This is a genomic window from Rhizobium etli 8C-3, assembly GCF_001908375.1.
GTDB lineage: Bacteria > Pseudomonadota > Alphaproteobacteria > Rhizobiales > Rhizobiaceae > Rhizobium > Rhizobium etli_B.
The window spans coordinates 3,117,914-3,143,888 of the sequence record NZ_CP017241.1 but is presented as its reverse complement, the minus strand read 5'-3'; the positions used below and the strand labels follow the sequence as shown (position 1 = coordinate 3,143,888).

The 25,975-nt window shown below is 57.5% G+C and carries 24 protein-coding genes and 2 pseudogenes; 18 read left to right on the top strand and 8 right to left on the bottom strand.

The window, feature by feature from the left end; genetic code table 11:
- Positions 1-253: 253 nt before the first annotated feature.
- The 4 genes from AM571_RS15640 to AM571_RS15625 form a co-directional block, all read right to left on the bottom strand.
- Positions 254-811, bottom strand: a complete 558-nt coding sequence (locus AM571_RS15640) for a helix-turn-helix domain-containing protein (RefSeq protein ID WP_237358500.1) — start codon at positions 809-811, stop codon at positions 254-256.
- A gap of 208 nt (positions 812-1,019) precedes the next feature.
- A complete protein-coding gene (locus AM571_RS15635) occupies positions 1,020-1,205 on the bottom strand; it encodes a hypothetical protein (protein ID WP_074062197.1) in 186 nt (61 codons plus the stop codon).
- On the bottom strand, positions 1,192-1,851 hold the full coding sequence (locus tag AM571_RS15630) for an acyl-homoserine-lactone synthase (RefSeq protein ID WP_237358561.1): 660 nt from the start codon (positions 1,849-1,851) through the stop codon (positions 1,192-1,194). Before AM571_RS15630 ends, AM571_RS15635 begins: the two co-directional genes overlap by 14 nt.
- A 120-nt stretch (positions 1,852-1,971) precedes the next feature.
- Entirely contained in the window at positions 1,972-2,676 is a 705-nt protein-coding gene (locus AM571_RS15625; protein WP_081377101.1) for a helix-turn-helix transcriptional regulator, read from the bottom strand.
- Positions 2,677-2,739: 63 nt separating this feature from the next.
- On the opposite strand from AM571_RS15625, the gene AM571_RS15620 reads away from it, so the two are divergent.
- Entirely contained in the window at positions 2,740-3,963 is a 1,224-nt protein-coding gene (locus tag AM571_RS15620; protein ID WP_081377100.1) for a C45 family autoproteolytic acyltransferase/hydolase, read from the top strand.
- Here the strand turns inward: AM571_RS15620 and AM571_RS15615 are convergent.
- Entirely contained in the window at positions 3,939-5,102 is a 1,164-nt protein-coding gene (locus tag AM571_RS15615) for a hypothetical protein (RefSeq protein ID WP_074062193.1), read from the bottom strand. The two genes, AM571_RS15620 and AM571_RS15615, sit on opposite strands and share 25 nt — an antisense overlap.
- Before the next feature lie 200 nt (positions 5,103-5,302).
- On the opposite strand from AM571_RS15615, the gene alr reads away from it, so the two are divergent.
- From alr to tnpC, 7 genes and pseudogenes are all read left to right on the top strand, one after another.
- Positions 5,303-6,331 (top strand): alanine racemase, encoded by a 1,029-nt coding sequence (alr, locus tag AM571_RS15610; RefSeq protein ID WP_237358498.1) that lies wholly within the window; start codon positions 5,303-5,305, stop codon positions 6,329-6,331.
- Entirely contained in the window at positions 6,328-7,236 is a 909-nt protein-coding gene (locus AM571_RS15605) for a DMT family transporter (protein WP_074062191.1), read from the top strand. The genes alr and AM571_RS15605 overlap by 4 nt, the downstream gene beginning before the upstream one ends.
- The gene (locus AM571_RS15600; RefSeq protein ID WP_074062190.1) at positions 7,223-8,098 is read left to right on the top strand and encodes a TIGR01459 family HAD-type hydrolase; all 876 of its coding nucleotides are present in this window, start codon (positions 7,223-7,225) and stop codon (positions 8,096-8,098) included. The genes AM571_RS15605 and AM571_RS15600 overlap by 14 nt, the downstream gene beginning before the upstream one ends.
- A 986-nt stretch (positions 8,099-9,084) precedes the next feature.
- On the top strand, positions 9,085-11,856 hold the full coding sequence (locus tag AM571_RS38180; RefSeq protein WP_335727718.1) for a M10 family metallopeptidase: 2,772 nt from the start codon (positions 9,085-9,087) through the stop codon (positions 11,854-11,856).
- Between the two features lie 382 nt (positions 11,857-12,238).
- A complete protein-coding gene (locus AM571_RS35705) occupies positions 12,239-12,634 on the top strand; it encodes a transposase (RefSeq protein ID WP_237358497.1) in 396 nt (131 codons plus the stop codon).
- The gene (tnpB, locus tag AM571_RS15585; RefSeq protein ID WP_074062188.1) at positions 12,631-12,984 is read left to right on the top strand and encodes an IS66 family insertion sequence element accessory protein TnpB; all 354 of its coding nucleotides are present in this window, start codon (positions 12,631-12,633) and stop codon (positions 12,982-12,984) included. Before AM571_RS35705 ends, tnpB begins: the two co-directional genes overlap by 4 nt.
- Positions 12,985-13,052: 68 nt before the next feature.
- Positions 13,053-14,637, top strand: a pseudogene (tnpC, locus tag AM571_RS15580) (IS66 family transposase).
- 111 nt (positions 14,638-14,748) lie between these two features.
- On the opposite strand, the gene AM571_RS15575 reads toward tnpC, so the two are convergent.
- The 3 genes from AM571_RS15575 to AM571_RS15565 form a co-directional block, all read right to left on the bottom strand.
- Positions 14,749-15,684: a HEPN domain-containing protein gene (locus AM571_RS15575; protein WP_074062187.1), complete on the bottom strand. Its 936-nt coding sequence runs from the start codon at positions 15,682-15,684 to the stop codon at positions 14,749-14,751.
- A gap of 137 nt (positions 15,685-15,821) precedes the next feature.
- A complete protein-coding gene (locus AM571_RS15570) occupies positions 15,822-16,586 on the bottom strand; it encodes an IclR family transcriptional regulator (RefSeq protein WP_237358496.1) in 765 nt (254 codons plus the stop codon).
- A gap of 120 nt (positions 16,587-16,706) precedes the next feature.
- Positions 16,707-18,035 carry an MmgE/PrpD family protein gene (locus AM571_RS15565; RefSeq protein ID WP_237358495.1) on the bottom strand — a complete coding sequence of 443 codons (1,329 nt, stop codon included), beginning with the start codon at positions 18,033-18,035 and terminating at the stop codon, positions 16,707-16,709.
- Positions 18,036-18,199: 164 nt separating this feature from the next.
- Here AM571_RS15565 and AM571_RS15560 point away from each other — a divergent pair, with 164 nt between their 5' ends.
- From AM571_RS15560 to AM571_RS15520, 10 genes and pseudogenes are all read left to right on the top strand, one after another.
- Positions 18,200-18,487 (top strand): 2Fe-2S iron-sulfur cluster-binding protein, encoded by a 288-nt coding sequence (locus AM571_RS15560; protein WP_074062184.1) that lies wholly within the window; start codon positions 18,200-18,202, stop codon positions 18,485-18,487.
- 17 nt (positions 18,488-18,504) lie between these two features.
- Positions 18,505-19,860 (top strand): FAD-dependent oxidoreductase, encoded by a 1,356-nt coding sequence (locus AM571_RS15555; protein ID WP_335727717.1) that lies wholly within the window; start codon positions 18,505-18,507, stop codon positions 19,858-19,860.
- Positions 19,857-21,008, top strand: coding sequence for an NAD(P)/FAD-dependent oxidoreductase (locus AM571_RS15550; protein WP_074062182.1), 1,152 nt, complete (start codon positions 19,857-19,859; stop codon positions 21,006-21,008). Before AM571_RS15555 ends, AM571_RS15550 begins: the two co-directional genes overlap by 4 nt.
- 22 nt (positions 21,009-21,030) lie before the next feature.
- Entirely contained in the window at positions 21,031-21,912 is an 882-nt protein-coding gene (locus AM571_RS15545; RefSeq protein ID WP_081377097.1) for a substrate-binding periplasmic protein, read from the top strand.
- A 65-nt stretch (positions 21,913-21,977) separates the two neighbouring features.
- Positions 21,978-22,751 carry an amino acid ABC transporter ATP-binding protein gene (locus AM571_RS15540; protein WP_074062181.1) on the top strand — a complete coding sequence of 258 codons (774 nt, stop codon included), beginning with the start codon at positions 21,978-21,980 and terminating at the stop codon, positions 22,749-22,751.
- Complete coding sequence (locus AM571_RS15535; RefSeq protein ID WP_074062180.1) at positions 22,751-23,398, top strand: amino acid ABC transporter permease; 648 nt, start codon at positions 22,751-22,753, stop codon at positions 23,396-23,398. Before AM571_RS15540 ends, AM571_RS15535 begins: the two co-directional genes overlap by 1 nt.
- Before the next feature lie 25 nt (positions 23,399-23,423).
- Positions 23,424-24,119 carry an amino acid ABC transporter permease gene (locus AM571_RS15530; protein WP_237358494.1) on the top strand — a complete coding sequence of 232 codons (696 nt, stop codon included), beginning with the start codon at positions 23,424-23,426 and terminating at the stop codon, positions 24,117-24,119.
- A gap of 53 nt (positions 24,120-24,172) precedes the next feature.
- Positions 24,173-24,772, top strand: a pseudogene (locus tag AM571_RS38175) (dihydroxyacetone kinase subunit DhaK); the annotation flags it as partial.
- Positions 24,771-25,169: a dihydroxyacetone kinase subunit DhaK gene (locus AM571_RS38170; RefSeq protein ID WP_335727728.1), complete on the top strand. Its 399-nt coding sequence runs from the start codon at positions 24,771-24,773 to the stop codon at positions 25,167-25,169. The pseudogene AM571_RS38175 and the gene AM571_RS38170, both read left to right, overlap by 2 nt.
- Positions 25,166-25,831: a DAK2 domain-containing protein gene (locus AM571_RS15520; protein WP_074062178.1), complete on the top strand. Its 666-nt coding sequence runs from the start codon at positions 25,166-25,168 to the stop codon at positions 25,829-25,831. Before AM571_RS38170 ends, AM571_RS15520 begins: the two co-directional genes overlap by 4 nt.
- Positions 25,832-25,975: the final 144 nt, after the last annotated feature.

Below are 25,975 nucleotides of genomic sequence, written 5' to 3'. Positions count from 1 at the left end.
GCGCCGTGTTGACCTCAACGTGTCGCGGCGGTGGCGAGAAAGTTTGTGAGCGGGGCCGGAGCACAAATATGGTAGGAACTCCCGCCTGGCACCCGTTAGATGGTTTCGACGGGTCAAAAAGCCATCGTTGACGCAGCGTTTGGAATGGCGGAGGAACGCCGGAGACGGGCGCCACCAGACTCTCTGTAGCTGACGGCTGCGATAAAATGGGCCCATCGCTACACGTTCAGTGGGCCCTGATTATAACGGCGATTCAGTCGTTCGCGCTGCTGAACGTGGCCAGGAGAGAAATGAACTTCGGGCGCATCTTCTTCGGTATCGCCATGAACGTATCCACTAGCCGTTGACCCTCGTCAGTCGCTATGAATTCCTCACGTATTTCGGCCTTGCGACTCAATGCTGCACTGCTGCCGCAACCGGGCTTCGAAAGCGTCTCGAAGAAATAGGCCATCGGTACGTCAAGGACCGCGGCAATCTCATAGAGAACGGAAGAGCTGACGCGGTTAGCGCCTCGCTCGTATTTTTGAATTTGCTGGAAAGAAACGCCGACGCCGGCACCGAGCGCGGCCTGAGAAATTCGCAATTGCTGGCGTCGTACGCGAATGCGTTTTCCGACCTCTTGATCGACGGGGTGAAGTGAGACCGGGTTGCTGGCTGTTTCCTCAACCGGAAATGCCGGCCCTTCAAGGTGGTAATTCTTTGCCATATATGAGCTCCCACAGCCAGAAGTCCTGGCGGATCTAGCAGTCGGGGAGTTGGAAAGCCGTTTTGACTCAGCCCCTGTGGACTTTAGCCCGAAGGCCTTTTGCATACTCCACAGGCTCCCCGACCCGAAAGGTCACGAAGTAGTCGCTCAAAAAGCGTGTTATCAATCAAAAGGGGTTTCCACGCCCCAAGACGAACAGCGTCGTCTCCGTTTCAGTTTAACAACGAAACCCACGATTGCAAAGAACTTTAAGATCAGATCTTAAAACGGCTGGTTCATTCCGAGGTTGCTGCCGCCTGCAACTGTTTGACCGTTAGCGCTTGTCCTTGCCATTTCCGTCGTCTGTTTCGAGAACTATCATTCCCAGCAGATATCGTATGAACTCCAGGTCTTCATTCGGTGGATAACGGCGATAGACTTCCTCCACGATCCTTAGAAGGTTCTGGGTCTTGTCGTGCACCATTGCCTTGATGAAGCGCTCGGCGCTAGCTGCATCCATCAGTGATTTCCTGCGCCGCGCCACGAATTGAGTCTTTCCAGTTCGGCTGATGATCGACATGTCGTTCGCGGACGCGACGCAGCCCCCTTTGAAGGTTGGGTGGGAGCAAAGATTGCGTTATGCCATAAGCCAATCGATGACGTTGAAGCACCGTTGCTGATGGGTAAACTGCGGCTGCAACGATCGTCTCGCCATTGTAGAGCGCTGGCTTGCAAAGATACTGGACAGGGTAGCCTCTACCCTTCATCATCTCGACAAGCTTGGGATGCGCCTCGATGATCACAGCCTCGGCGCCAACATGCACGAGGTACTCCAGAACGCCGGTCATCAACACGTCCACGGCCGCGACGTTATCAATCCGTGGAGCCACCTTTTCGGCTGCACATCGTCCCCATTCGAAAACGCGTGGGCCACAGGGGTACGGTCTTCCTTGCAAGAGCTCAGGATAAATCTCAGAGAGAAGGTGCGGCAAGTTTGTGGGGAGCAGCCGCGAATAGCCGATGATGTCGTGGCCGTGGGTTAGAACGAGATGAATGGTGTGGGACGTGTCAAAGGCATCCCGCTCGCATTCATCGGCGCGGCGCACTGCCTCCCAGCCTAGCTCGTCGACAAAACGGCGATGGCGATAACGCCAAATGGGCTCCATGAGCGCTTGGTCGTTGGCCTGCTTGCCATGGATAATTTGGAGCATAAAGTCACCTCAGGTCGCACGCCGTAAGTTTACAACCGTCGGTTCTCCAAAACTATTCGCAAATTGTCGTAGTTTTTATCGCTGAAGGCCCTGCCGGAAGGCTTCGGCGATCAATTGAGCACGATTTTTGGCCTGCAATTTCAGCTGGAGATTTTGCAGGTGCTTCTGTACCGTCCTTTGCGAGCGGCCGGTGATCCAGCCAATTTCCAAATCCGTCTTACCCGCTGCGCACCAGGCAAGGCATTCGCTCTCGCTGCGCGTCACGGACACAGATTTGCGGACTCTGTTTTTGATGCCCTTGAATTCGAGAAGCCGCGCATAGGCGCTCGAGGCAACAATTTGCAAGAGGTTGTTCTCTTCGGCGGAAATATCTAAGCGTGGGCCCACGAGTGAGAAGACACCATCCAGCCCTGCATTGGAGTGGAGGGGAATGGTAAGACCATCCGCCAACCCGAAGCGGGCCGCCTCCTTCATGATCTGCCGCGCTTTCGGCGTGAGCCCCCGGTCATCGATGGCCTTCGACCAAATGATCGGCTTGTCGTTTCGTTTGACCAGATCGACGACCGGATCGCGGTGGATAAAGTTCTTGCGAAGGTACCTCTCGAACCATTTTTCAGGCCACCCATTGAGCAAAAAGCAACCCTCCAACCGTTCATGGCGAAGAGGCAATGCTGCCATCACGAAGCACTCGAAACCGAGTTCTGTTACCAGTTTGCCGACGAGATCCGTCAATTCGTTGCACGCCTGCGCTGCGTCGCATGCCTTGAGAAAATCAAACATGAGGTTGGCTAGAATCCTGTTCACGCCAGATCACTCCGTTGAGCAGAAAATTTCCTCTGAAGTATGACTGTGTCGCAATCGGCTTGGACAGCAACGCTGCCGCCGGAATGCCGCGTTGATATGTGTACCGTGTGCGTAACTTTCGTACCACTCAAAATTGCGTATTATGGACGCATGGCGAATATATCTCATAATATGGGGGAAATTTGCTATGTTATTCGGGTTTTCATGTCGCGACGCCTTCCTATCGTAGTTTTGTATGGCTCTCCATTCGAGCGCGGTCGTCAGCATGGCTCTCTCTTCTCCTCTCCGATCAGAGTGGCCGTCAACTCGCTCCGGGAAAAAGTGGGACAGGCGGGGTGGAGCGCTGCGGAAAAAGTCGCCGGAGCGTCGTGGACATATCTTCAAAGCCACCAGCCGCAGATTGTTGCAGAAATTGAGGGGATTGCGGCCGGTGCTGGATTTTCTCCGCTCGAGATCTATTGCCTAAACGGTTTCGAGTTTTTTGATGAACCGGCGGCGAAGGGCTGCACGAGCGTGGCGGTCTCGACATCTGCAGGCGCGGTTGTCGGCCAGAACTGGGACGCGCCGGTCGGTACCGAGGAGCAGCTTGTTCTCATCTCGTATTGTGAGCGCGGTCTTCAATGCACAATGGTCACGTCGCCGGGTACGCTTGGCTGGGTCGGCTTCAACAGCTGTGGCTTTGCTTTCGTCACCAATGACTTGATGATGGACCGCTCGGCAACCGGCATCCCGAGCTTGGTTGCCAGGCGCCTGATCATCAGGCAGAGACGGGTAGGTGATGCCATCGCTGTCTTGCGATCGATCGATCACATGGGCGGCCGCTGCTATTTGTTCGGGGACGAGACGGGCGCTGTCGGAGGTGTCGAGATCTCTCCCAAGGCAGGCGTGGTTTCTCTTGAGGGACCGGCTATCGTCCATACCAATCATCCTTTGACAGCTCCCGTCTTGCCGCACGAGAACGTGGACGTCGCGGCCGCAGTCTATCCATCGAGCCAGGCCCGCCTGCTTGCCCTCAACCGCCTGCGGCCCTTGCTTGACGGTAAAGCAGGCGTTCAGCGGGCGTTGAGCGACACCTCCGGTGCGCCGGACGCGATATGCAAGTCTTTCTCCGTCAGCGAACCAACACAGACTGCGTTTTCTTTCGTGTTCGATTGTCGCTCGATGGAGGCTGCACTCTCTGTCGGGCGCCCCGCCGCGAATGCCTACCACGATTATGCCGCGGGGAACCCGATCAGGCGTCATGCGGATGTCAGGTCTGCCTGACCGGAACGTCGGGCATATTCAGCGAAACGCGTGGCAAGCTCATGTGCCCGATCCTCGCATTCGTCCGGTCTGAATGCGTTGCAGTTATAGCCGAGGGTTTCGCGCATTATTTCGGCGGACTCTTCCACTATGTGCACCGTCCCGTCGACATCAACCGCCTCGATGCCGTCGAAACGCTGGCATCGACGGTTGATGTCGATGGCATCGTCGAGCGTTAGTCCGTTCGGCAACTCGACCAAGAATCCGTTCTTGGAAACCCGCACCGGATAGCCTCCGACAAGCCCGAGGGGGCCAGGGCCGTGAACGACGTCCCCCTTTCGTCGCGCGACCGCATGCAGCATGGCAGTCGCCGAGGATGCCGTCACGGACTGCCCGGCCAGACCCTTGATGCGGCGGAAGCGGCCCGCGACATGGCTGAAGAGTGTTTCATGATCAAGATCGTCGGGCGAGACTTCCATTCCATCGGCGTAAACGGTCAAATGATATGGAGCACCCGCGGCCGTTCCCGTGCTCGGCATGCGGTAACTCAGGTAGTGATGGGCAAAGAAACGCACGTCGATCGACGCCGGATCGCGCCCCAGAAGATAGGCTGCAGCAAGGCGAACACCAGGAACGGCGTTGGCGATGTTTCCGATGCCGACGGCAGGCGCCAGGCCTTCGGCGGCGAGTGCCGCATTGACGACATCGGGATAGGACGCGTTGACGACGATAGCGTTACTTTCTGCTAGCCGGACAGCTTTCATCAGCCGGCGGATAAGCACCATGTGCATCGGCGTCCACACGCCGCCACGTGCTCTATCCACGCGCTCATAGGCTTCCTTCGGCAGCTTGGTGATCACCCACCATGAATGGAGAGTGGTCGCGTTGAATATGATGTCCGGCCTCAGCTTCCCGATTTCTGCGGCGGTTGCTTCGACATTCATGAGATCCATTGGCACGACGACTACATTCGAGGTATGCCCAAGATTCATGGCCGTGTAGAGAGCGAGATTGACGCGCAGCAGAGCGTTCTCGGGCCGTCGTGCGCCCACCATGATCTGATAATGCGCGCTGCTTTGCGTGAGAAGATCCAACACATCGCCTCCTAGCACGCCGCTGCCGACGATCAATATTCTTACCGGTCGCATTACTTTTTGCATTGCCAATCCTCCACCTATCATTGCTCTCATTGCGATCAATCGTGATCGAGTATCCTCTATGGTAGAAATATGCTTGCCTTTCCTAAAAATTGCAATACAAAATTAAAGCTCGTAATAATTGTAAGCGATGACGCGAGATGTCCTCTTCAGAGCCGGAGTTGGAAATTGACCTGTGTGCCATTGGGTGGAACTTCCGGGTTTTGACCGCTCTGACTGCGGCGACCGTGTCGGCTGTGGTCAAGAGCGATGCCTATGGCCTCGGGCTGGAAGCAGTTGCCGGCGGCCTGGCTGTCGCAGGCTGCCGATCCTATTTCGTGGCCGATCTGAGTGAGGCCGAGAAGCTGCGACGCATCTTGCCACGTGCAGCGATCTACGTATTGGCGCCGGACTATGCCGCAGATCCGACCCCTTATCATGAGCGACGGCTGGTGCCCGTGTGCAACTCACTGGAGGATGCGACCTGTGCCGCTCTGTCTGCCGAAAGGGCTTCTTATGCGGTCAATCTGGAAACCGGATTTCACAGGTTCGGCTTGACCTTCGACGACGTCCGCAGACTGGCGCAAACACAGACGCATTTCCCGACTGTCGCGCTAAGCCATCTTGCTTGTGCCGAGACGCGCGAAGCGGCGACAAACGCGCTGCAATGGAACCGCTTCGTTTCGATGTGCGAAATCTTGCGGCCACGAGGAAGAAGCCTTGGCGCGTCGGCGGCGATCTGGCTCGGCCGGCGCTTTCACTTTGATATCATTCGCGCCGGATCGGCGCTTTATGGCCTGAAAATGCCGACGGTCGATCCGAGCCCAATTCGTCCGGTCGTCAGGCTCCGGGCTCCACTCGTGGCGGTTCAAACCGCCTGCGCGCGTGAAGCCGTCGGCTATGGCGCAACATTTACGACGTCGCGCGTCACGCGTATCGGCACTTTGGCGCTCGGCTATTCGCATGGCTTTCCCTTCGCTGCGGGGAACCGAATTTCCGTCAGCATCGGTCCGCATCAAGCGCCACTCATCGGTCGTGTGGCAATGGAATATGTGACGGTCGACCTAACTGACGTTCCTGAAAGCCTTTGCCGGCCGGGTATCGGTGTCGAAGTTATCGGTCCGCACCTGCTGATCGACGATTTGGCGCGCGCTGCGCAAACAAATCCCCAAGAGATTCTGCTGCGTTTAGGCGCCGGTTGCCGGCGCCGCTACGCCAATTCACCTGTCGGAGCAGAGGACCAGGACCGATGATGACGAGCCAGAGGAGGGCGGCTTTCTACATCTTGGGGGCGACCGCTTTTTGGAGCACCGCCGGTCTTTTCATGCATATGCTTGCCACGCAGACTTGGACAATCCTCTTTTGGCGCAGCCTCTTCGGTGTGATCTTCGTGGCCGGCTTCACACTCCTGAGAGGCGAGCGCGTCCTGATTTACGAAACGATTTCAATCGGCCGCCTGGGACTGGTCGCCTCAATTCTGTCGGCAGCAGCGATGCTGGCTTTCATTTCCGCCCTCCGACACACCTCCGTTGCAAATGTCGCGTTGATCTTTGCAACACTTCCACTTGTCATCGCACTAATGTCTCGGCTGCTGATCGACGAACCACTCTCGGCGCGTTCAGCGGCGGCTTGCGTTGGTGTATTTACGGGCGCGGTCGTGATCTTTTGGGGCTCGGCCTCTGCGTCCGAGGCGGGCCTGATTGGCGACATGCTTGCTGTTGTAATGACGGTTACGATGGCGCTGATGGCGGTCGCCCTTCGCCTTTACCAGGGCCGTTCCGTCGTTGGCGTAGTCATACTTTCCAACCTCATGACAACGGTCTTTGCCGCATTGATGGCGACATCCCTGACGGTGTCTCTTCGGGAGTTGGCGATCCTTGCGTGTTTCGGCCTGTTTCAAATGGGGGTTGGCCTGATCCTCTTCAGTGTTGGGGCTCGAAGCCTACCAAGCACTCAGGTCGCATTGATCACGACGTTGGAAGCGCCACTTTCGCCGTTATGGGTATGGCTGTTCTTTGACGATCGCCCGAAAATCGCAACTGTCCTGGGCGGCGCTCTGGTCCTTTGCACAACCACGTCATACCTTCTTGCCGAGTGGCGGCGACCATCAGGCTCAGGCAAACAACATGAGGACGCAAAGCGCGATGGCATTCGCTAGGCCAACTCTTCTCACGGGTATTTCCGAACTTTCGGAAGCGTACGACGGTTTCATTATCGATTTGTTCGGCGTGGTCCACAATGGCGAAACTGCTTTTGCCGGAGCAATCGACTGCCTTGCTCATCTGATTGCGCGCGGCAAACGCGTCGTTCTCTTGTCGAACTCGCCGCGCCGCAAACAGGAGGTATCAGACCATCTCCTCGGGATGGGGATTTCCGACGCGTTCTATGACGGGTTGATCACGTCCGGTGAATTGGTCTTCGAAGCCCTATCTGGAACTGAAAGCGGCGGGCGCCTGCAGTTGGGAAGGCGTTTTTATCATATGGGTCCAAAAGTGCTGTCGAAATTAATGGCGGGAACAGGCAAACGTGCCGTCCCGGCAGTGAAGGACGCCGACTTCGTAGTGGTCACCGGAACGCTCGAGGAGCAAACCCTTGCCGAAAGGGAGGCGCTGCTGCATGCCTGCCATGATCGAGCACTGCCAATGATCTGCGCCAATCCTGATTTGCAGGTGCTGATCGGCGACCGGCGCCTGGAATGCGCTGGCGCGATTGCCGCACGCTACGAGGCAATCGGCGGAAAGGCATGTTATTTCGGAAAGCCGCATCGGCAGGCTTATGCAAAGGCACTCGGCGTTCTGGCTATGCCCACCCCTTCCGTAGTCTGCATAGGGGACGGATTGAACACAGATGTCCTCGGCGCAAACCGCTCGGGAATTGATGCCGTGCTCGTAACGGGCGGAATTCACCAGTCGGAATTGCGACCCTATCAGGAGGGTCACATCGATTGGAAACGGGTCGATGAGCTGATCGTTATGTACCAGGCGTATCCTCGCTTCATGACAAATTCGCTTTCCTGGTGAACTCGCGGCGAGCCGGGCTGCTCGGCGATCTTGAGGCGTTGGAAACGAAGCGCCGCGGCAAAATGATGCGTGGATGGTCAAGCCAGCAGATTGCCGGCTTCCGTTGCGCTGATCTTGATGTAGGGATCCGAATAGCATGTGATCACCGCGTTAGCCGGATCGGCCAGCTCGTTCGACATAGGCGTCGGGATAGGCTTGGTGCCGAGGCCGAGGCTCTACTCCACCCGGGATCCGGTCGGGCGCGGTTGGCACCGTCCTAAGCAAGTGCGCACGTGCCGTCGGCGACCAGGTCGTGACCCGGGTGGAGGAGCGTCCGGTCGGCGAATAGCAACGACGATTGACCCTGCGACGGAACATCGCCCCTGTAGCCGGTTCCGCTCAGTGTTTCCTAGCGCTACAACGTCTCCCAATTTGAGGATATGGCAAATGGAATGGCAGTCCTACAGTGCTAAATTGATGATCGCGGTAATTGGACCATGCTAATAGTCTCTGTGCTCTTGCTGCTGGTGGTCATCGATTACGGCATATAGCCTAAAACAAATGCTTAGCGAGCGGAAACTGCCAGTCGATTTTCTAATGCCGCCTCCTCATTAGCGACATGTCCGCCTGAGTAGCTCGAAGTTGATCAGCGACAGATTGACTGCGGGTTAGCGCCAACCCAGGCTAAAGGCAAGAACGAAACACGTTCATCCGGTCGTGCCGATCGGGGCCTGCTAAAAGCATTGCTGCTGCCAACGTCCTGGTCTGGAAGAGTGAAGTGGTGTTGGTTGAACAGGAAAATCCTGTTTCTCGTGGAAACAAGCCTCATAAGCACCATAGCTTCGATGACGGCGCTTCACGCAACGTGGGCACTTAATGAAGTGTGGTTTGCTAATGGCGATTTTTTGCTATTGCGAGCAGAAAATCGAACCGACATAACGCACGGTGGATGATTAAAAGGGCGGGATTCGATGACGGGCGTTGTCACTTCGACAAAGAGCGTAAGCTTGACGGGAGACCAGAGAATTGACGGGCTTATTAGCGGCTATGCGTGGGATGGAACGATAACCTATGCGTTTCCCACCAGCTCGACATCGTACTCGTATGATGGTGAGAAAGACTACGGTTTCTCTTCAATTTCCTCGCAGCAGAGATCATTTGCTCTGTTTCTTATGGAACAATCCTCTGGAAACACGGCGAATGACGGTTTCTCAGTAGAGGGATTTACTAACGCCAATTTTGTGATCGGGCACGTGGACACCGCGTCGCTGCGATTCGCACAGTCGTCCCACCCCAGTCTCCCGACTGCAGGAGCCTATTATCCAAGCACAGATAGCTGGGGCGGCGATGTCTGGTTCGGGACGGAATATGCAGGCACAGAAAGTGATTATCGCCTGCCGGAGTTCGGCAACTATGCGGGACATACGTTGGCGCACGAATTGGGTCACGCTCTCGGGCTGAAACATGGTCATGAACCGGATATCAACCCGACGATTGTGCCCAGCGCTTACGATTCTATCGAATATACGATCATGACTTACCGCACGTATATCGGAGACGACGCAAGTGGCTACAAGTACGAGCAGAATGGCGCGCCACAAACCTTCATGATGCTTGACATCGCCGCCTTACAAGAAATGTATGGTGCGGATTATACAACCAACAGTGGCAATACGGTTTATAAATGGAAGCCGAATGAAGGCGTCACCTATGTCAACGGGATCGCGGCCATCACGCCCGATGACAACAGGATCCTCGCAACAATCTGGGATGGCGGCGGTGTCGACACCTATGATCTGAGCGCCTATACCACGCGCATTAAAATCGACCTGCGACCAGGCGGCTACTCGGTCTTTTCTCAGAGCCAGCTGGCCGATCTGAACGGTGGCCCGAATAACGGCTATGCTCGCGGTAACATTTTCAACGCGCTTCTTTATCACAACAACCTTGCGTCGTTGATCGAGAATGTTCAGGCAGGCTCCGGCAACGATACGATTGTCGGCAACGAGATGAGCAATAGCCTTTGGGGCAATGCCGGAAATGATTCTCTTGACGGCGGTGCAGGAAACGACGTGTTGTTCGGCGGGACCGGTGGCGATCGATTAGTTGGCGGTACAGGTGCGGACACCGCCTCATACGAGACTGCCCGTGCTGCCGTGGTAGTAAACCTGGCAAACAGCGCGGGGAACACCGGAGATGCTGCCGGAGACAGCTATTCCTCCATTGAAAGCCTGACCGGTTCGACTTTCGCTGATACGCTGTACGGCAACGCAGTCGCCAACCGTTTGAACGGTAGTGCAGGCAACGACCTGTTGATCGGTGGCGCTGGCGCCGACCAGCTCGTTGGAGGAAGCGGCGTTGACACCGCTTCCTACTCTACCGTGACTGTAGGAGTTAAGGTCAGTTTAGTGAACAGTTCGGTGAACACCGGAGATGCTGCCGGGGACACCTATTCCGAAATTGAAAACCTGGCCGGCTCGACTTTCTCCGACACGCTGTACGGCAATGCAGGCACCAACCGTTTGGACGGCGGTGCAGGCAATGATTTGTTGATCGGTGGCGCCGGCGCCGACCAACTCGTTGGGGGGAGCGGATCCGATACAGCCTCCTACAGTACTGCTACAGTCGGAGTGAAGGCCAGCCTGGCAAATAGCGCAATCAACACGGGGGATGCTGCCGGCGATACCTATTCTCAGATTGAAACTCTGGCTGGTTCGACTTTCGCTGACATGCTGTACGGCAATGCAAGCTCCAACCGACTGGACGGCAGCGCGGGCAATGACCTGTTGGTCGGTGGCGCCGGCGCCGACCGGGTCTTTGGGGGCGGCGGCGTCGACACTGCTTCCTACTCTACAGCGACTGTAGGAGTTAGGGTCAGTTTGTTGAACAGCACGGTGAACACCGGGGATGCTGCCGGAGACAGCTATTCCTCCATTGAAAGCCTGACCGGTTCGACTTTCGCCGACACCTTGTACGGTAATGCAAGCGACAACCGACTAGACGGCAGTGCAGGCAACGACCTGTTGATCGGTGGCGCTGGCGCCGACCAGCTCGTTGGAGGAAGCGGCGTTGACACCGCTTCCTACTCTACCGTGACTGTAGGAGTTAAGGTCAGTTTAGTGAACAGTTCGGTGAACACCGGAGATGCTGCCGGGGACACCTATTCCGAAATTGAAAACCTGGCCGGCTCGACTTTCTCCGACACGCTGTACGGCAATGCAGGCACCAACCGTTTGGACGGCGGTGCAGGCAATGATTTGTTGATCGGTGGCGCCGGCGCCGACCAACTCGTTGGGGGGAGCGGATCCGATACAGCCTCCTACAGTACTGCTACAGTCGGAGTGAAGGCCAGCCTGGCAAATAGCGCAATCAACACGGGGGATGCTGCCGGCGATACCTATTCTCAGATTGAAACTCTGGCTGGTTCGCTGTTTAACGACTTTCTCCATGGCGATGCCTTGGCAAACCGTATCAACGGCAGTTCCGGGGACGACCAGATCAATGGCGGCGGCGGAAATGACATGTTGCGCGGCGGGACCGGTGACGATGTGTTCGTCTTCCTCGCGAATTTCGGCAAGGACGTCGTTGAAGACTTCGTTGCAGCGTCGGACGACCTTATAAGTTTCGCGGCAGATATCTTCGATGACTTTGCCTCCATGCTTTCTTCGGCTAGCCAGGTCGGAGATGACACCATAATTACCTATGATATCAATAACATCGTCACGTTGAAGGACGTCACCCTAAGCGGTCTCACCAGCGAACACTTTTTCTTTATGTGAATACAAACACGACAAGTTGGTGAGGGCGTGGCTTCGCCCGCGCCAAGACATCCATTCAGAGCTCCCAAAAGTGTCCGGTTTAGAGAAAGGTAACGTCTTGTATCCACTAAGAAATCGGCGACGCGTGGATGAGGGTCGTCTATGGCCATCCTCTCAACCGTCGCTGTCGTGACCTTTGAGTTCGCCACGACATCCAGGTTGTAGAACTTCCGCCGACTACGTCCTGTCGCTGCTGCGAATGGATTATAGACAGCATTTCCACCCGCCTAACTTGCGACCGAGGCGTAAGCGCTTACCTGATCCCCTTCTATTCGGAATGGGCTGAAGATGTCAGAAGATCCTCTGTTTGTTTGGAGGTGACTGGATGTCGAGAGACAGCAAAATGGACGTCCATTTGGACGTCTCGAACGCTGGTTATGTCGGACGGATGGACGTGATCGAGGGGCCGACCGGCCGTCGCCGACGTACGGATGCAGAGAAGATGAGGATTGCGGCGGAGAGCTTGGTTGCGGGTGCACGTGTTTCGGAAGTTGCCCGTCGCTATGGCGTAACCCGCTGGCAGATTTATGATTGGCGCAAGCACCTGCAGGATGGCCGTCTTGCGGTGGATGGGCGTTCAACCTCGGCGCCTGCCTTTGCGACATTGATGGTTGATGAACCTCCTACAGGCAGGGTTATTGTTGATGTCGTTGTCGGAGACGTCATTGTCCGCGCTGGTCGAGACGCTGAGGAAGCTCATCTGGCACGCGTCATCCGGGCCGCGCGGATGGCACGATGATTGCGGGCGGAGATGCTCTTCGGGTTTACGTGGCGACGCGGCCGATCGACTTTCGTAAGGGTCACGATGGTTTGGCAGCGCTGGTGCAACCAATATTCGGACTGGATCCGTTCAGTGGCGCAGCGTTTATATTCCGCTCGAAGCGGGCCGACAGGCTCAAGATCCTGGTCTGGGATAAGACCGGTCTGGTGCTGATCCATAAGCGGTTGGAGGGGACCAAATTCGTCTGGCCACAGGTCCGTGACGGCGTGATGCGGATGTCGCCGGTTCAGTTTGCAGCCCTGTTCGAGGGGCTCGATTGGCGGCTCGTACGGTCCGAGCGACAGCGACGTCCGCAGCTTTCCGGATAAGTGCGGCGGATTGAATCAGCACCGTGTTCGATGTGGTAAGCCATTCGAAAATATGATTAAAATTGCGCATGAGCCAAGCGTCACTGTCCGAAGAAAACGCTGCCTTGAAGGCGCTTTTAGCGCAGACGCAGGCTGCTCTTGTCGAGCATCAGGTGGCGTTGGCCCAGTCAGAGGAAGCACGGCGGCGACTGGAAGCCATCGTCAGCGATCTGCGGCGCGACAAGTTCGGCGCGAAATCGGAAAAGCTGAGCCCGGAGCAGTTCAATCTACCTCTTGAAGATATCGAGATCGCGCAAGGCATTCTCGATGCCGCCCAGGAAAGGGCCGAAGCCGTCATTAAGGGCAAACGGCAAGAGCCAAACGGGCCGCGCCGCAATCGCGGCCATTTGCCAGCGCATCTGCCGCGCGTGGAGCAGGTCATCGAGCCCGAGAGTACGATGTGCCCCTGCGGCTGCGGACAGATGGCCAGGATCGGCGAAGATACCTCCGAACGCCTCGACAGGGTTCCTGCCCAATTGCGCGTCCTGGTGACGCGACGGCCGAAATATGCTTGCCGGCGCTGTTCGGGCGCAGTTGTCCAGGCGCATGCGCCCGAACGTGTCGTTCCAAGCGGTCTTCCCACCGAGGCGTTGATTGCCCAGATCATCGTCGCAAAGTTTGGCGACCATCTGCCCTTTTATCGGCAGGCCGAAATCTTCAAGCGTCAGGGCATCCTCATCGACCGGGCAAGCCTTGGGAATTGGACCGGCCGCGGTTGCTTCCACCTCCAGCCGATCGGCGAGCACATGGGCAAACATCTGGCCTCAGCCGATCGTTTATTCATGGATGAGACGACCGCGCCTGTTCTCGATCCCGGACGACGACAGACGAAGAAGGGATACTTTTGGGCGATCGCCTCCGATGATCGCGGCCATGGCGGTGCGGATCCACCTATCGTCCTGTTCAAATATGCCCCTGGGCGAAGCGGCAGTTTCGCGGAAGAGTTCCTGACCGGCTTTCGTGGGCGTCTGCTGCAATGCGACGGATATGATGGTTACGATCGGCTCACCCATATCCAGCGGCCTGAGGGTCCGTGGGTGCTCGTGCATTGCTGGAGCCATTTGCGTCGGCGCTTCGTCAAGCAGATGCGCAATACGAAATCGCCAATTGCCGAAACCGCCGTCCGCCAGATTGCAGCACTCTACGCTGTCGAAGCGACCGTCCGGGGCGCTCCGCCGGAGATCAGGCTTGCCACGCGCCGGCAACAGTCAGCGCCGATCATCGAAGCGCTCAAGCGCTGGTTCGAAAAGCAATTATCGATGATCTCTTCAGGCTCCCAGCTTGCCGTCGACATCCGCTATGCACTCAGCCACTGGGATGGCCTAACCAGCTTCCTTGACGACGGCCGTCTCGAGCTGGACACCAACCCAGTCGAAAACGCGATCAGACCTGTGGCTCTGACGAGAAAAAAATGCGCTATTTGCGGGTCACGAAGTCGGCGCGGAAAACTGGGCTCTTCTGGCTTCCATCGTCGCCACCTGCAAGCTCAACGACGTTGACCCCGTCGCCTATATCGACGAAACCCTGACAGCCATCATCAACGGTCATCCCAAGAGCCGCATTGAAGAACTCATGCCCTGGCAATTCCGCAAGATATCAAGCCAAATTCCATAGGGTCGTGGCGAAGCGCTTACACCGAGGCGGCCGTAAATGAAGGATAGCTGAAGAGCTATCAATGATGCTCTGGCGCAAGTGTTAGCGACATCGCCAGCGGGCGCGGAAACCTCACGCGCCGAGCCGGCCCTTGCAGATTTCCTCCACTAGCGCCTGCAAGTCTTTCACGTGTGTGACGAGCCATTGCAGTTCATCATTGCTGATCGTGAATTTTGAGGAGTATCGCGCCTCGACATAGGCTCGCGACAACAGCTCGAATGAGCGGCGGGCAAAGCGGGTATCGCGCGGCCAGGCCGCGACTAGCCGCGCATCGGTGCTTTCGGCCTGCGAGCGCAGCACCTTGATGCGGTGCGACTTTGGGCTGTAAAGCGTCAGGACGAGAAGGGCGCAGTGATATGCTGTCTCCGCGGCCTGATGGAGATTAAAAGCCGCATGGCGCGGGACGTGATCTTGAATACTTGTTTCCGCGAGTTTTAGTGAATGTTGCGATAATGGAAACCACTGATCGAAATATCGCTGCGCCTCGGCTTTCGCCTCCTCTGGTGTCAGCGCCTTCGGCTGGGTGAGCGGATGACCGGGTTCCTCGTAGAGCATGATGCCGTCCCTGCCGATGTCGGTGAAGAACGGCCGCCCGCGTGCCAACTGGTCGTTGACGTCGGCCAGGCAGTGGACAATCGGGATCACCGGCGTTTCGATCCGGTGGCTGATTTGCTCCTGCAACAGCCGTTCCTCAAGCGCCTCCCACAGCTCGTGCTCCTCGGCGAAGCTCTTGGTGTTGACGACGATGAGAAGGTCAAAATCGGAGCGGTAGCCGCTTGCGCGATCCTCGACCCAGTCGCCGCGGGCATAGGAGCCGTAAAGGATGACCTTGAGGACCTTGCCCGCTGCCTTCTTTCCGGACAGCTTGGTGGACCGGAACTGCTCGACCTCGAAAAACAGGATCTGCAGAATACGGGCGAGTTCCCGGCGCTTCTTGTCGGGCAGATGGTCGAGATGGTCTGTCAGGGTCACTGCCGCGTCGAAGCCTTCGGTGGGAATCGCATCCATCGTAGCGGCTCATCGGTTGTTGCGCATCTAAACTCTTTACGAGAAATACTAAAAAGATGCAACTAAAGCAATTACTCAGCCGGGCCAAATTATCAGTATTGCAATGCGCTGGCGCCGCTGAGGTGTCGTTCGGGCTTTCACCTCCCCTCCAATGGCGCTTCGACGCCTCCGAAGTGCGGTTCATCAAGTGGATTTAAAGAGGCTTCAATCTCACGGACTTCTTGCTTTAGCATATCGACGAGCTGCGGGAGACGATCCGGAGTTAAGCGGGCGCTCGTCAAGTTGACGGCAAGAGCGGCAATCGCATCGCGCTTAGGCGGGAGTATCGGAATGGCGATTGCCGAGATGCCCGCCACAAGCTCCCCTTGGTCGACCGCATAACCTTGCTTCCGAATTGTTGCCACCGCTTCCCGCACTCTAGCCACGCTTAGATGGCTATAATGATCATAAAGCGGTGCATTGGTCGTGATGATCACGTCAGCTTCCGCTCGAGGCAGGAAGGCCAGGATGGCCTGGCTCGCCGGACCAACACCCATTGGGATTTGGCCACCGATGTGACCCGTCAGGCTGTCGATGACATAGGTTCCCTGCTGGCGATCGACACAGACAGTATTGAAGCCCGCCCGCGCCATGAGAAAGACAGAATCCCCTGTGGCTGCGGACAGGCGCATTAGCGCCGGGCGCGCTACTTTACGCAGGCCTGTTCCGTCGGCTGCTGTCGCTCCAAGCGCAAAAAGCGCGAGTCCGAGGCGATAACGGCGCGTTTTCCGTTCCCGTTCGATCAGGCCGTGCCGTTCCAAGGCACTGACAATGCGATGCGCAGTTGACTGCTTCAGTCCCATCGCTTCAGCTATGACAGCCATGTTTGCCCCGGTTTGGCCAGCACCGCCGAGGAACTTCAAGATCGCGACGCCCCTGTCGAGCAACTGAGTACCCGTTGCCGCGACCTCTTCCTTTGTCATGCTACCTCGCCCGATGCAGTCTTCCGGACTCCTATAGCAAAAGGCGGCCCAGGAGCAAAACTACAACGAGAACTCGAGCGCTGCGAAAAGTTCTCTAGGGTCGGCGCCGACACCTAGGGCGGCTATGGCATGTTTAATGGTCTGCATTTGCCCGAGGCACGGAGGCAGCAGACGGCTCAGATGATCGAATTTTGCTTCCAGATCTGCCTGTGAAATTGGGTTCGTCGGCTCGCCGAGCGGCGTAATCACCTCCTTGGTATATTGGCCAGCGCCTGTCGTCAGCGTCACGCGCGATGGGGTCGACCGGGGAAAAGATCGCCGGTAATCTTCGGCCGCGGTCAACTGGACTTTTCGCGAAAGCGCCAACACTCGGTCATCGACCAGGTGGCGGTCCTCGAGTGGCAACAGCGACACGGGGCCGTGAACCAATGCGAGCGCCACGCAGAACGGAATGCTATACTGTGCCGCTTCGTTCGTCGCTGGTTCGTACTGGTTCGGAAGCGTCAAGGCGCGTTCGAACGTCTCGACGGTTATCGCCTTGATATTTTCCGGCGCCACTAAATGCGCCTGCTTGATTTCAAGTGCAGCATCGATCGCTGCGTGCGCCCAGCGGCAGCAGCTATATCGCTTGAAGTAAATCTGGCCTACAGCCCAGTCCCGTCCGAGCCGCTCGATAAGCCTTGAGCAATCATATTGTGCCGGCTCGTCAAGGATGTCCAACGGTCCTCGATGGCCATGAGCGGCCAACACGACGGCTTTCAATGCGTTGGCAGTGGCCCACGGAATGCCTTCTTTGACGGTGTGACCGAAACGAGTCCAGCCGGTTGCGGATTGGCTGGTCGATGTCTGTCCGGCAATTGCCATGGCATGAGCGATCAACGACACAGGAAGGCCTTGAAGCCAGGCAGCGGCTGCCGCCACGCCATAACCGCACCACAAGCCGCTATCGGTCGTGCGTAGACCACTGATAGCGCGAGACGCAGCCACCCTGATGGCAACTTCGTAACCGAGAGCAATGGCAGTGAAAAGGCGTTCAGCATCACAATCAACGGTCTCCCCAACGGTAAGCACAGCTGGAATGATGGCAGCACCCGGATGTCCTGCTGCTCCTCTATGCCCATCGTCGAGGTCAAGTGCGGCGGCATAGGTGGAGTTCACGAAGGCCGCCCCCGTTGCCGTGACACGTTGTTTAGAAAACCACAGACCCGCTGGTCCTTCTCCCCATAAATCTCGGGCTGAATCACGAGACGCCAATCCGGCCGGCGTTGAAGCTCCAGCTGCGGCGACTCCTAGCAAGTCCAGCAGCGCGTTTTCCGCAGCGTGGAATGCAGCGGGTGCTGTGGTGGTGGCGTGGCAGAACTCCGCCAACTCCATGATTGCCGTTTTCAAGGAACACTCCTTTTTGGATACTACCTAAGGGCGTGCCGAACTTTGAGGCTCGGTACGATTGATTTTGTCATTATACGGTATCCGCTATCGTTGACATCCACAATATGGGAAAATAGTTTTAGAGGCACAGTAGATATGACGGACCACTGGAAAAGGCTCCGCAAATGTTTAAAAGACTGCCACACGTTATCCGCGAAAGATTCATCGTCCATGTTGACAGCCACCCCGTCGAAGCTTGCGAGGGCGATACGATCCTCTCGGCACTGCTTTCGGAGATAGGCTTCGTTCGGCAGTTTGAACTCAAATCCGAGAAGCGTGCGGGTTTTTGCCTTATGGGTGCCTGTCAAGACTGTTGGCTCTGGCACCTCTCCGGCGAGCGGGTTCGTGCTTGCACCGAACGCGTCTTGCCGGGCATGCGTCTCTCGACATCTCAGCCGGGGAGTGTGCGTTGAGGTTAGATTGCCCAATCGTGATTATTGGAGCTGGCCCAGCCGGGATCAGCGCGGCGAAAACGCTTGCCGCGGCCGGCGAGCGGCCTGTCGTGATCGATGAAAATGTTTACCCAGGAGGACAGATCTTTCGCCGTCCGCCCGCAGCGTTCGCCCGGAACGAAACGCAGCTTTACGGCTTCGACGCGTCCCGTGCCCGCCGCCTGAAATCGACATTCGAGGCCATTGCGCCATCGATCGAATACCGAGCAGAGACGCTTGTGTGGTCGGTCGAGGACAGAAGACTTCATGTCTCGACTGCTGGAATCCTGAAGTGCATGCCGTTTAGTCGAATTCTTCTCGCCACCGGCGCCATGGACAGGGTCATCCCTATCAACGGCTGGACAGCGCCGGGCGTCTTCAGTCTCGGTGCAGCGCAGATCGCGTTGAAGGCCCAGGCCACCTTTATTGGTAAACGCGTCGTCTTCATTGGGACGGGCCCGCTGCTTTACCTCGTAGCCTACCAATATGCGAAGGCCGGTGCAGATGTCGCAGCCGTTCTGGACTCGAGCAAGCCCTTTTCCAAGATCACCGCGCTTCCAGCGTTGCTCGCGGATATCTCGAACTTTTCCAGAGGGCTATTTTATGTCTCCCAGCTGCGTCTCAGGGGCGTCAAGATCCAAACAGCGATCGCGCCGGTCGAAATCGTCGCCGGCGACCGCGGCGTGAGCAGCATACGCTATGAGCAAAGTGGTCAACAGGGGCAGTCGGATTGCGACGCTGTCGCGATCGGATACGGCTTGAGATCCGAAACGCAGCTTGCTGATCTGCTTGGACTGTCGTTTCAATTCGATCGTCGCCAACGGCAATGGTTGCCGGTCACAGACGGCGCGGGACGAACATCAGTTCCGCACGTCTACATTGCTGGCGACGGGGCCTCTGTTCGGGGCAGCGAAGTTGCCGAATGGGAGGGAGAACTTGCAGCGTTAAGCCTCCTCGAGGACATGGGTCGTGGCAGTCAAAAACGTGCATCAGTCTTGCGCAGGAGGATCGACTCGTTATCCCCGTTCAGGCGTGCGCTCGACGAGCATGTTTTTCCCTTCCCGCACCATTTCGCCGAAGCAATCCGTGACGAAACCATCGTTTGCCGTTGTGAGGGGATCACCGCCGGGCAAATCCGCGAAACCGTTGCCACAACGGGTGAGGCGGACATCAACCGCATCAAGGCGTTCAGCCGCTTGGGGATGGGGCGCTGTCAGGGCCGCGTCTGCGGCGCGGCCGCCTGTGAATTGATCGCCGCGACGGCACGCACAGACATCTCCGCCACCGGACGCCTGCGCGGTCAGGCGCCATTAAAGCCAATTCCGCTCTCAATCCTTGCAGGAGATCGGCGATGACGAGATTTGATGTCGCGATCGTCGGCGGCGGCCTTGCCGGCTGCTCAGCCGCCCTGCATGCCCGGCTGAAGGGTGCATCCGTGATACTTCTGGAACGCGGACGATGTGGCGGTCAGGCAAGCGGCGTGAATTATGGCGGTGTCCGGCAGCAGGGCCGCCATCCGGCGGAGCTGCCCCTTGCCTGCCGAAGCCGGCAGATCTGGGGACGGTTGGCCGAGCTCGTCGGGACCGACTGTGAGTTCACCGCCACCGGGCACCTGAAACTCGCACGCAATGACGCAGACATGCAGAGCCTTCTCGCCTATCGCGACATTGCGCGGGACTACGGCATCGATCTCGAAATCCTGAGCGTCGCAGACCTACAGTGCCGCTATCCCTATCTCGGCGACGGTTATAGCGGAGCCTCGCTCTGTGCTGCAGACGGCCAGGCAAATCCAAGACTTGCGGCGCCGGCATTCGCGCGCAAAGCGCGGGAGTTGGGCGTCACCGTCCGCGAGCATTGTGAGCTGGAGCACGCTGAGAAAGTTGCCGACGGATTCCAGCTTACGATCAAGGGCGAAGCCGAGCAACTCACAGCGGGCCGCTTGATCAATACGGCCGGCGCTTGGGGCGCAAGGGTCGCGCGCTGGTTCGGCGACGAAGTCGATGAGCAGGTCATGGCGCCGAACATGTGCGTGACAGAACCGGTCGCGCCGCTGATCGGGCCGAACCTCGGGATCTGTGGTGGATCTATATACCTCCGTCAGACGAAGAACGGCAGCGTTGTATTCGGCGCCGGCCTCGGTGTCGCAGACGCCGATCGTCTTTGGGCTCGTCCACTCGCACACGTCAGCATGGAAGCTGCGCGCGCCGCAATCGCGATGGTGCCGCAACTTGCAAACGTCCTCGTGGTCCGCACGTGGACAGGCATCGAAGGCAGAATGCCAGATGGGCTGCCTGTTCTCGGGGAAAGCCGTAAAGCTCAAGGGTTGTTTCATGCGTTTGGCTTTTCCGGCCATGGCTTCCAGCTCGGTCCTGCCGTCGGCGCAGTGCTTGCCGAACTTTGCCTCGATGGCACCTCCGCAACACCAATCGACGGGCTGTCACTGGGTCGCTTCGGTCTAGCCCGGGCACTGGCTTCCGCACCGTCGATGTTACCAAAACAGTGAACAGGAAAGAAAGGGAACATCAATGAACATTAAAAGAAAGCTTTTGCCCACCATCGTGGCGATCACACTTGCAGCTACAGTCCCTGCCGCGGCAGGCCCTGACATCTCGGCCTACAGATTGACTGAGCCGGGCGTGCTTTCGGTCGCCATCACAGGCGATATGCCCGGGCTTGTCGCGCGCAACGGCAAACTTGTCGGCTACGATGGCGAGATTCTGCAGATCGCCGCCGATCGGCTGGGCCTTGCCATTAATCCTGTCCCCATGGAATGGTCGGGTGCGATCGCCGCAGTTCAGACCGGCCGCGTCGACCTGATCGGCGGAAACGTTGCCTGGACGGAGCAGCGTGCCGCAACGCTCTCCTTGACTGACCCGACCGGATACTTCCAGAACGGCATCACGAGCAAGGCCGGAGCAGGGTGGCATAGACTTGAGAACTTGGAAAACAAGAATGTCGGTTCGATCACCGGATTTTCTTTTCTGCCGGAACTACGCCGCATAACCGGTCTTCAGCTGTCACTTTACGATAGCTCCGACGCCGCCATCAGGGACATTCTTGCTGGGCGTATCGATGCGCTGGTCGGCGATCCGCCGGTGATCGACTACGCCATTGCCATGAATCCCGAATGGGGCCTGACGAACAAGCCGTTCACCGATAACAATCCCGGTTTTCCGCTGCTGACCGGCATCGGCAGACAATACGTCTTCGGTCTCAGCCAGGACAACAAGGCACTTGCCGATGCCTTGAGCGGCGAGATCCGCAAGCTTTGGGAAAGCTGCGAGGTCCGGGTCATCGGCAAACGATACGGCAACGTCAACGACGCCAATTACACCCCGTCTCCGGAGAATTTCAGGGTAGGGATCGACCGTCCGGAAGGCTGGACGCCGCCGAGATGTTCCAAATGAAATCAACTCCTTTAAGCGCCGGTGAGCGGGCTAGCCCCTTACCGCAACTCCTGAGGTTCGTAGTCATGCAAAGCCCTGCTCTACTTTCAGTCGTCAATCTCACAAAGTCATTCGGCAGCTTTCCCGTTCTCAAAGGCGTGTCCTTCGAACTGTCACGGGGAGAATGTATTGCGATCATTGGTCCGAGTGGTTCAGGAAAATCCACCTGCCTTCGCGCGATCAACTATCTGGAGCCACCTTCAAGCGGGGAAATCCGGCTTGAAGGCAGACTGATCGGCAAACACGAAGACGGTCGGCGCATGAGCGATGCAGAGCTTGCTCCGCAAAGAGCCGACATGGGCATGGTATTTCAAAGCTTCAATCTTTGGCCGCATCTCGATGTTCGGTCGAACATCACGCTGCAGCCCCGGAAGGTTCGGAAAATGCCCACCAAACGGGCTGTAGAGCTTTGCGATGCTGTGCTCGCAAAAGTCCACCTGAGCGAGAAGGCATCACAAATGCCTCATTGCCTATCAGGAGGTCAGCAGCAGCGCGTGGCGATCGCCCGCTCGCTTGCTCAGCAGCCGAAGCTATTGCTCTTCGATGAGCCGACGTCGGCTCTCGATCCCGAGCTGGTTGGCGAAGTCCTGGCGGTTATCAAAGAACTTGCGCGCGAAGGCTTATCGATGGTGCTCGTGACCCACGAGATCGCCTTTGCCCGTGAAGTCGCAGATCGGATCTTGTTCATGGATGGCGGTGTCATCCTCGAGGAGGGGCCAGCACGACAGCTTCTCGACCGGCCACAGCACCCACGACTGAAGCAATTTCTCTCGGCAATGCGTCTTCGGGAGGTCGCCTGATGGATGATGATCTTCTTGTCCGCATCGTCGCGGCACTGGGTTCTGGCGTCATTGTGACCTTGGAGGTGACAGCGGGAGCCCTTGTTCTTGCCGTTGGACTAGGATTGGCGCTAGCGGCGATCCGGTACCTCTGGCACCGGCGGGCAATCGACTTTGCTATCAGCGCGTACGTCGAGCTCTTGAGAAATATCCCGAGCCTGACGTTTCTTTTCCTGCTCTATTTCGGTCTTGCTGCCATCGGGATGCGTTTGCCGGCGCTGACGGCCGCGATCGTCGGGTTAGGGCTGATCGGCGCTGCGGTGGTCGTCGATATATTTCGGGCCGGCTTTCAGGCGGTCCCTCAGGGTCAACGCGAAGCGGCTGCGGCGATTGGACTGAAGCCGATTCAGGCTTTCCGCCTCGTCATATTGCCACAAGGGTTACGCATTGCTTTCGCCCCGCTCGGCAACTACGCGGTCGCGCTTGTCAAGGACACATCTCTCGTTGCGGCAATCGCGGCGCCGGAAGTGATGTTCAACGCCCGGCAACTCATCAATGAGACGTTCCAGACGACGCTGGTCTATGGCTGTGCAGCTCTTCTTTACCTAGTGATCACTTATAGCCTTGGTCAGGCAGTCCGCTGGGTCGAACATAGGACGGCGTACTGAGATGTTTTCGTTTGTAAGAACCATTTTGGAGAATTTCCCCGATTGGGGGCCGCGCTTGCTGGATGCTGGTTGGGTCAGTTGTACCCTGACGATATGTGGCTTCCTGTTGGCGTTCCCGCTTGGAATTGCCGTCGAGTTTATCCGCACGCGACGCTCGCTGATCTTTCGTCTGAGTGCTGACGCCTATGTGTCGGTAATGCGCGGAGTTCCGATCCTCGTTATTCTGTACCTCTCGTACTTCGCGCTACCGGAAGCGGGCATTGCGCTTCCATCGCTGCTGGCCGGTATTCTCGGCCTCGCGCTCGTCTACAGCGCCTATCTCGCAGAAGTGTTTCGCGCTGGCTTCGCCGCGGTCCCCGCTGGTCAGAGAGAGGCGGCGATGGCATCCGGTCTTGGGCCCTGGCAGACGTTCCGGCTCATTCTGCTGCCGCAGGTGATCCGCAAGGTACTTCCGCCACTGCTCATCAACCTGGTTTCCCTTCTCAAGGACAGTTCCATCTGTGCGCTGATCGCCGTGCCCGAACTTACGCTTACTTCGCGGGCGATCATGTCGGAGAGCTTTCTCCCTTTGCATGTCTTTGTCGTGACCGCGTGTGGCTACTTCATGATCGCATGGCCAGCATCTTTAGCCGTCCGCAGCCTTGAGCGTTGGCTTTGCAGGCGCGCGGAAGGCTCGGAGACCGCACAATCAAGCCAACACCTGCTCGCCACGCCCGCCTGAAAACTCGCGAAAATTAATAATCGCCTCTACGCCGTCAAATACGGAGACTGCAAATGAAGAAGTTCATCAATACCCCGGAGAGCTACGTTGACGACATGTTGACAGGTCTCGTGATGGCTCACCCGGACATCGTGAGGAAGGGGAAGCAGGGGCGCACCCTTGCACGCCGCAATGGTGTTTCCAAGGGGCGTGTTGGGATCGCAACGGGCGGCGGTGCCGGGCACCTGCCATTGTTTGCTGGCTATCTGGGCGAGGGCTTCGCCGACAGCTGTGCTGTCGGCAATGTGTTTGAAGGACCGAACCTGCAATCCTGTGTCGACGCGATCAACCTGGCCGACGGTGGCAGCGGGGTTTTACTCCTCTACGGTAACTATGGCGGCGACAGAATGAACTTCGACATGGCGAGCAAGCTTGCCGCGATAAATGACATCGAGACCGTGCTTGCGACGGACAATATAGCAAGTGCCAGCCGAGAAGAAATGTCGAAGCGACGGGGCGTTGCCGGCATCGTGTTCGCCTACAAAGCGGCGGGCGCCGCCGCAAGAACCGGTGCGAGCTTGAAGGACGTTGCAGATATTGCACGGCGGACAGTGGCTCGCACACGGACGATCGGTCTTGGAATGAAGAGTTGCCGCTTGCCGGGTGCGACCGATGAAATTTCCGAGCTTCGCGATGATGAGGTTGAGCTCGGCCTTGGAATTCACGGAGAGCCCTGGTCTGTGGCGCAGGCCCATGGCGTCCGCCGATGCGCTTGTCGACGAGATGATTGGTCGGCTTCTCGAGGAGGGACCCGACGAAATGGAACACCGGCGTCTGGCAGTAATGGTCAATGGTCTAGGGGCAACGCCTCTGGAGGAGCTGTACATCGCCTTTCGACGGGTCGGAAATGTGCTTACGGAGCGGGGACTTCACGTTGTCATGCCGCTGGTCGGTTCATTTGCAACCTCCATGGAGATGGCCGGTCTGTCGGTTACCCTATGCTTCTTGGATATCGAGCTTGAGAAACTGCTGTCGGCTCAGGCGAATTGCCCGTTCTGGAGTGTGCAATGACTTACTTTATATCGGATGATCTGTCGCTTCTCCTTCAACGCGCTGCCGACTCAATGACGATCCTGGAAGCGCCGCTCAATGCTGCGGATCGGGAACTGGGCGATGGCGACACCGGGACCATGTTGACACGGCTGCTGCGGGCTCTTGCAGGTGTCGATATCCGAGGCATAAGCTTAAGTGAGGCCTTGAACACGCTTGCCTTCACCGCCAGCGCAAGCACCGGATCAAGCCTTGGAACACTCATCAGTGCGGCTCTCTTTGCTACGGCTCAACGGACGAAATCGTTAACCGATCCACTACCAGCGTCAGACACCGCAACTCTGTTAAGGTCAGCTCGGGATGCTATGCTTGAACTTGGAGGATCTCGTCTTATTGACAAGACAATCATTGATTCAGTTGATGCAGTAGCACATTCGATCGACGGCTTAGACAATTGGTCGGAGATTACAGTCGCTGCGGTCGAAGCGGCCGAGGCCGTCATCTTGCAGTTCAGAGGCCGTCCTTGTCGGGTGGGTCGAGCGCGCATATGGCCGGAAAAAAGCCGAAATCTCGATGACCCCGGTATGGTTGCATTCGCGGCACTGAAAGCAATAGCGCTGGCCGACCGTCATGGTCAAAGGAACTCGATGCCTAAAAACTGCCCTTCCGAAGAATTTCGCTAATTGCCGCGAGGGGATGGCGATACCTTGCCGCAGGCAGCAGGCGAGGGCTACGAAGCTTATTCTTAAGGGCGGGTGCGCTCTCGGATTTGGACGTGGGGAGAAACGATCTTTGCGGTGATGGGCTCCTGACCTTGTTGTGAGACA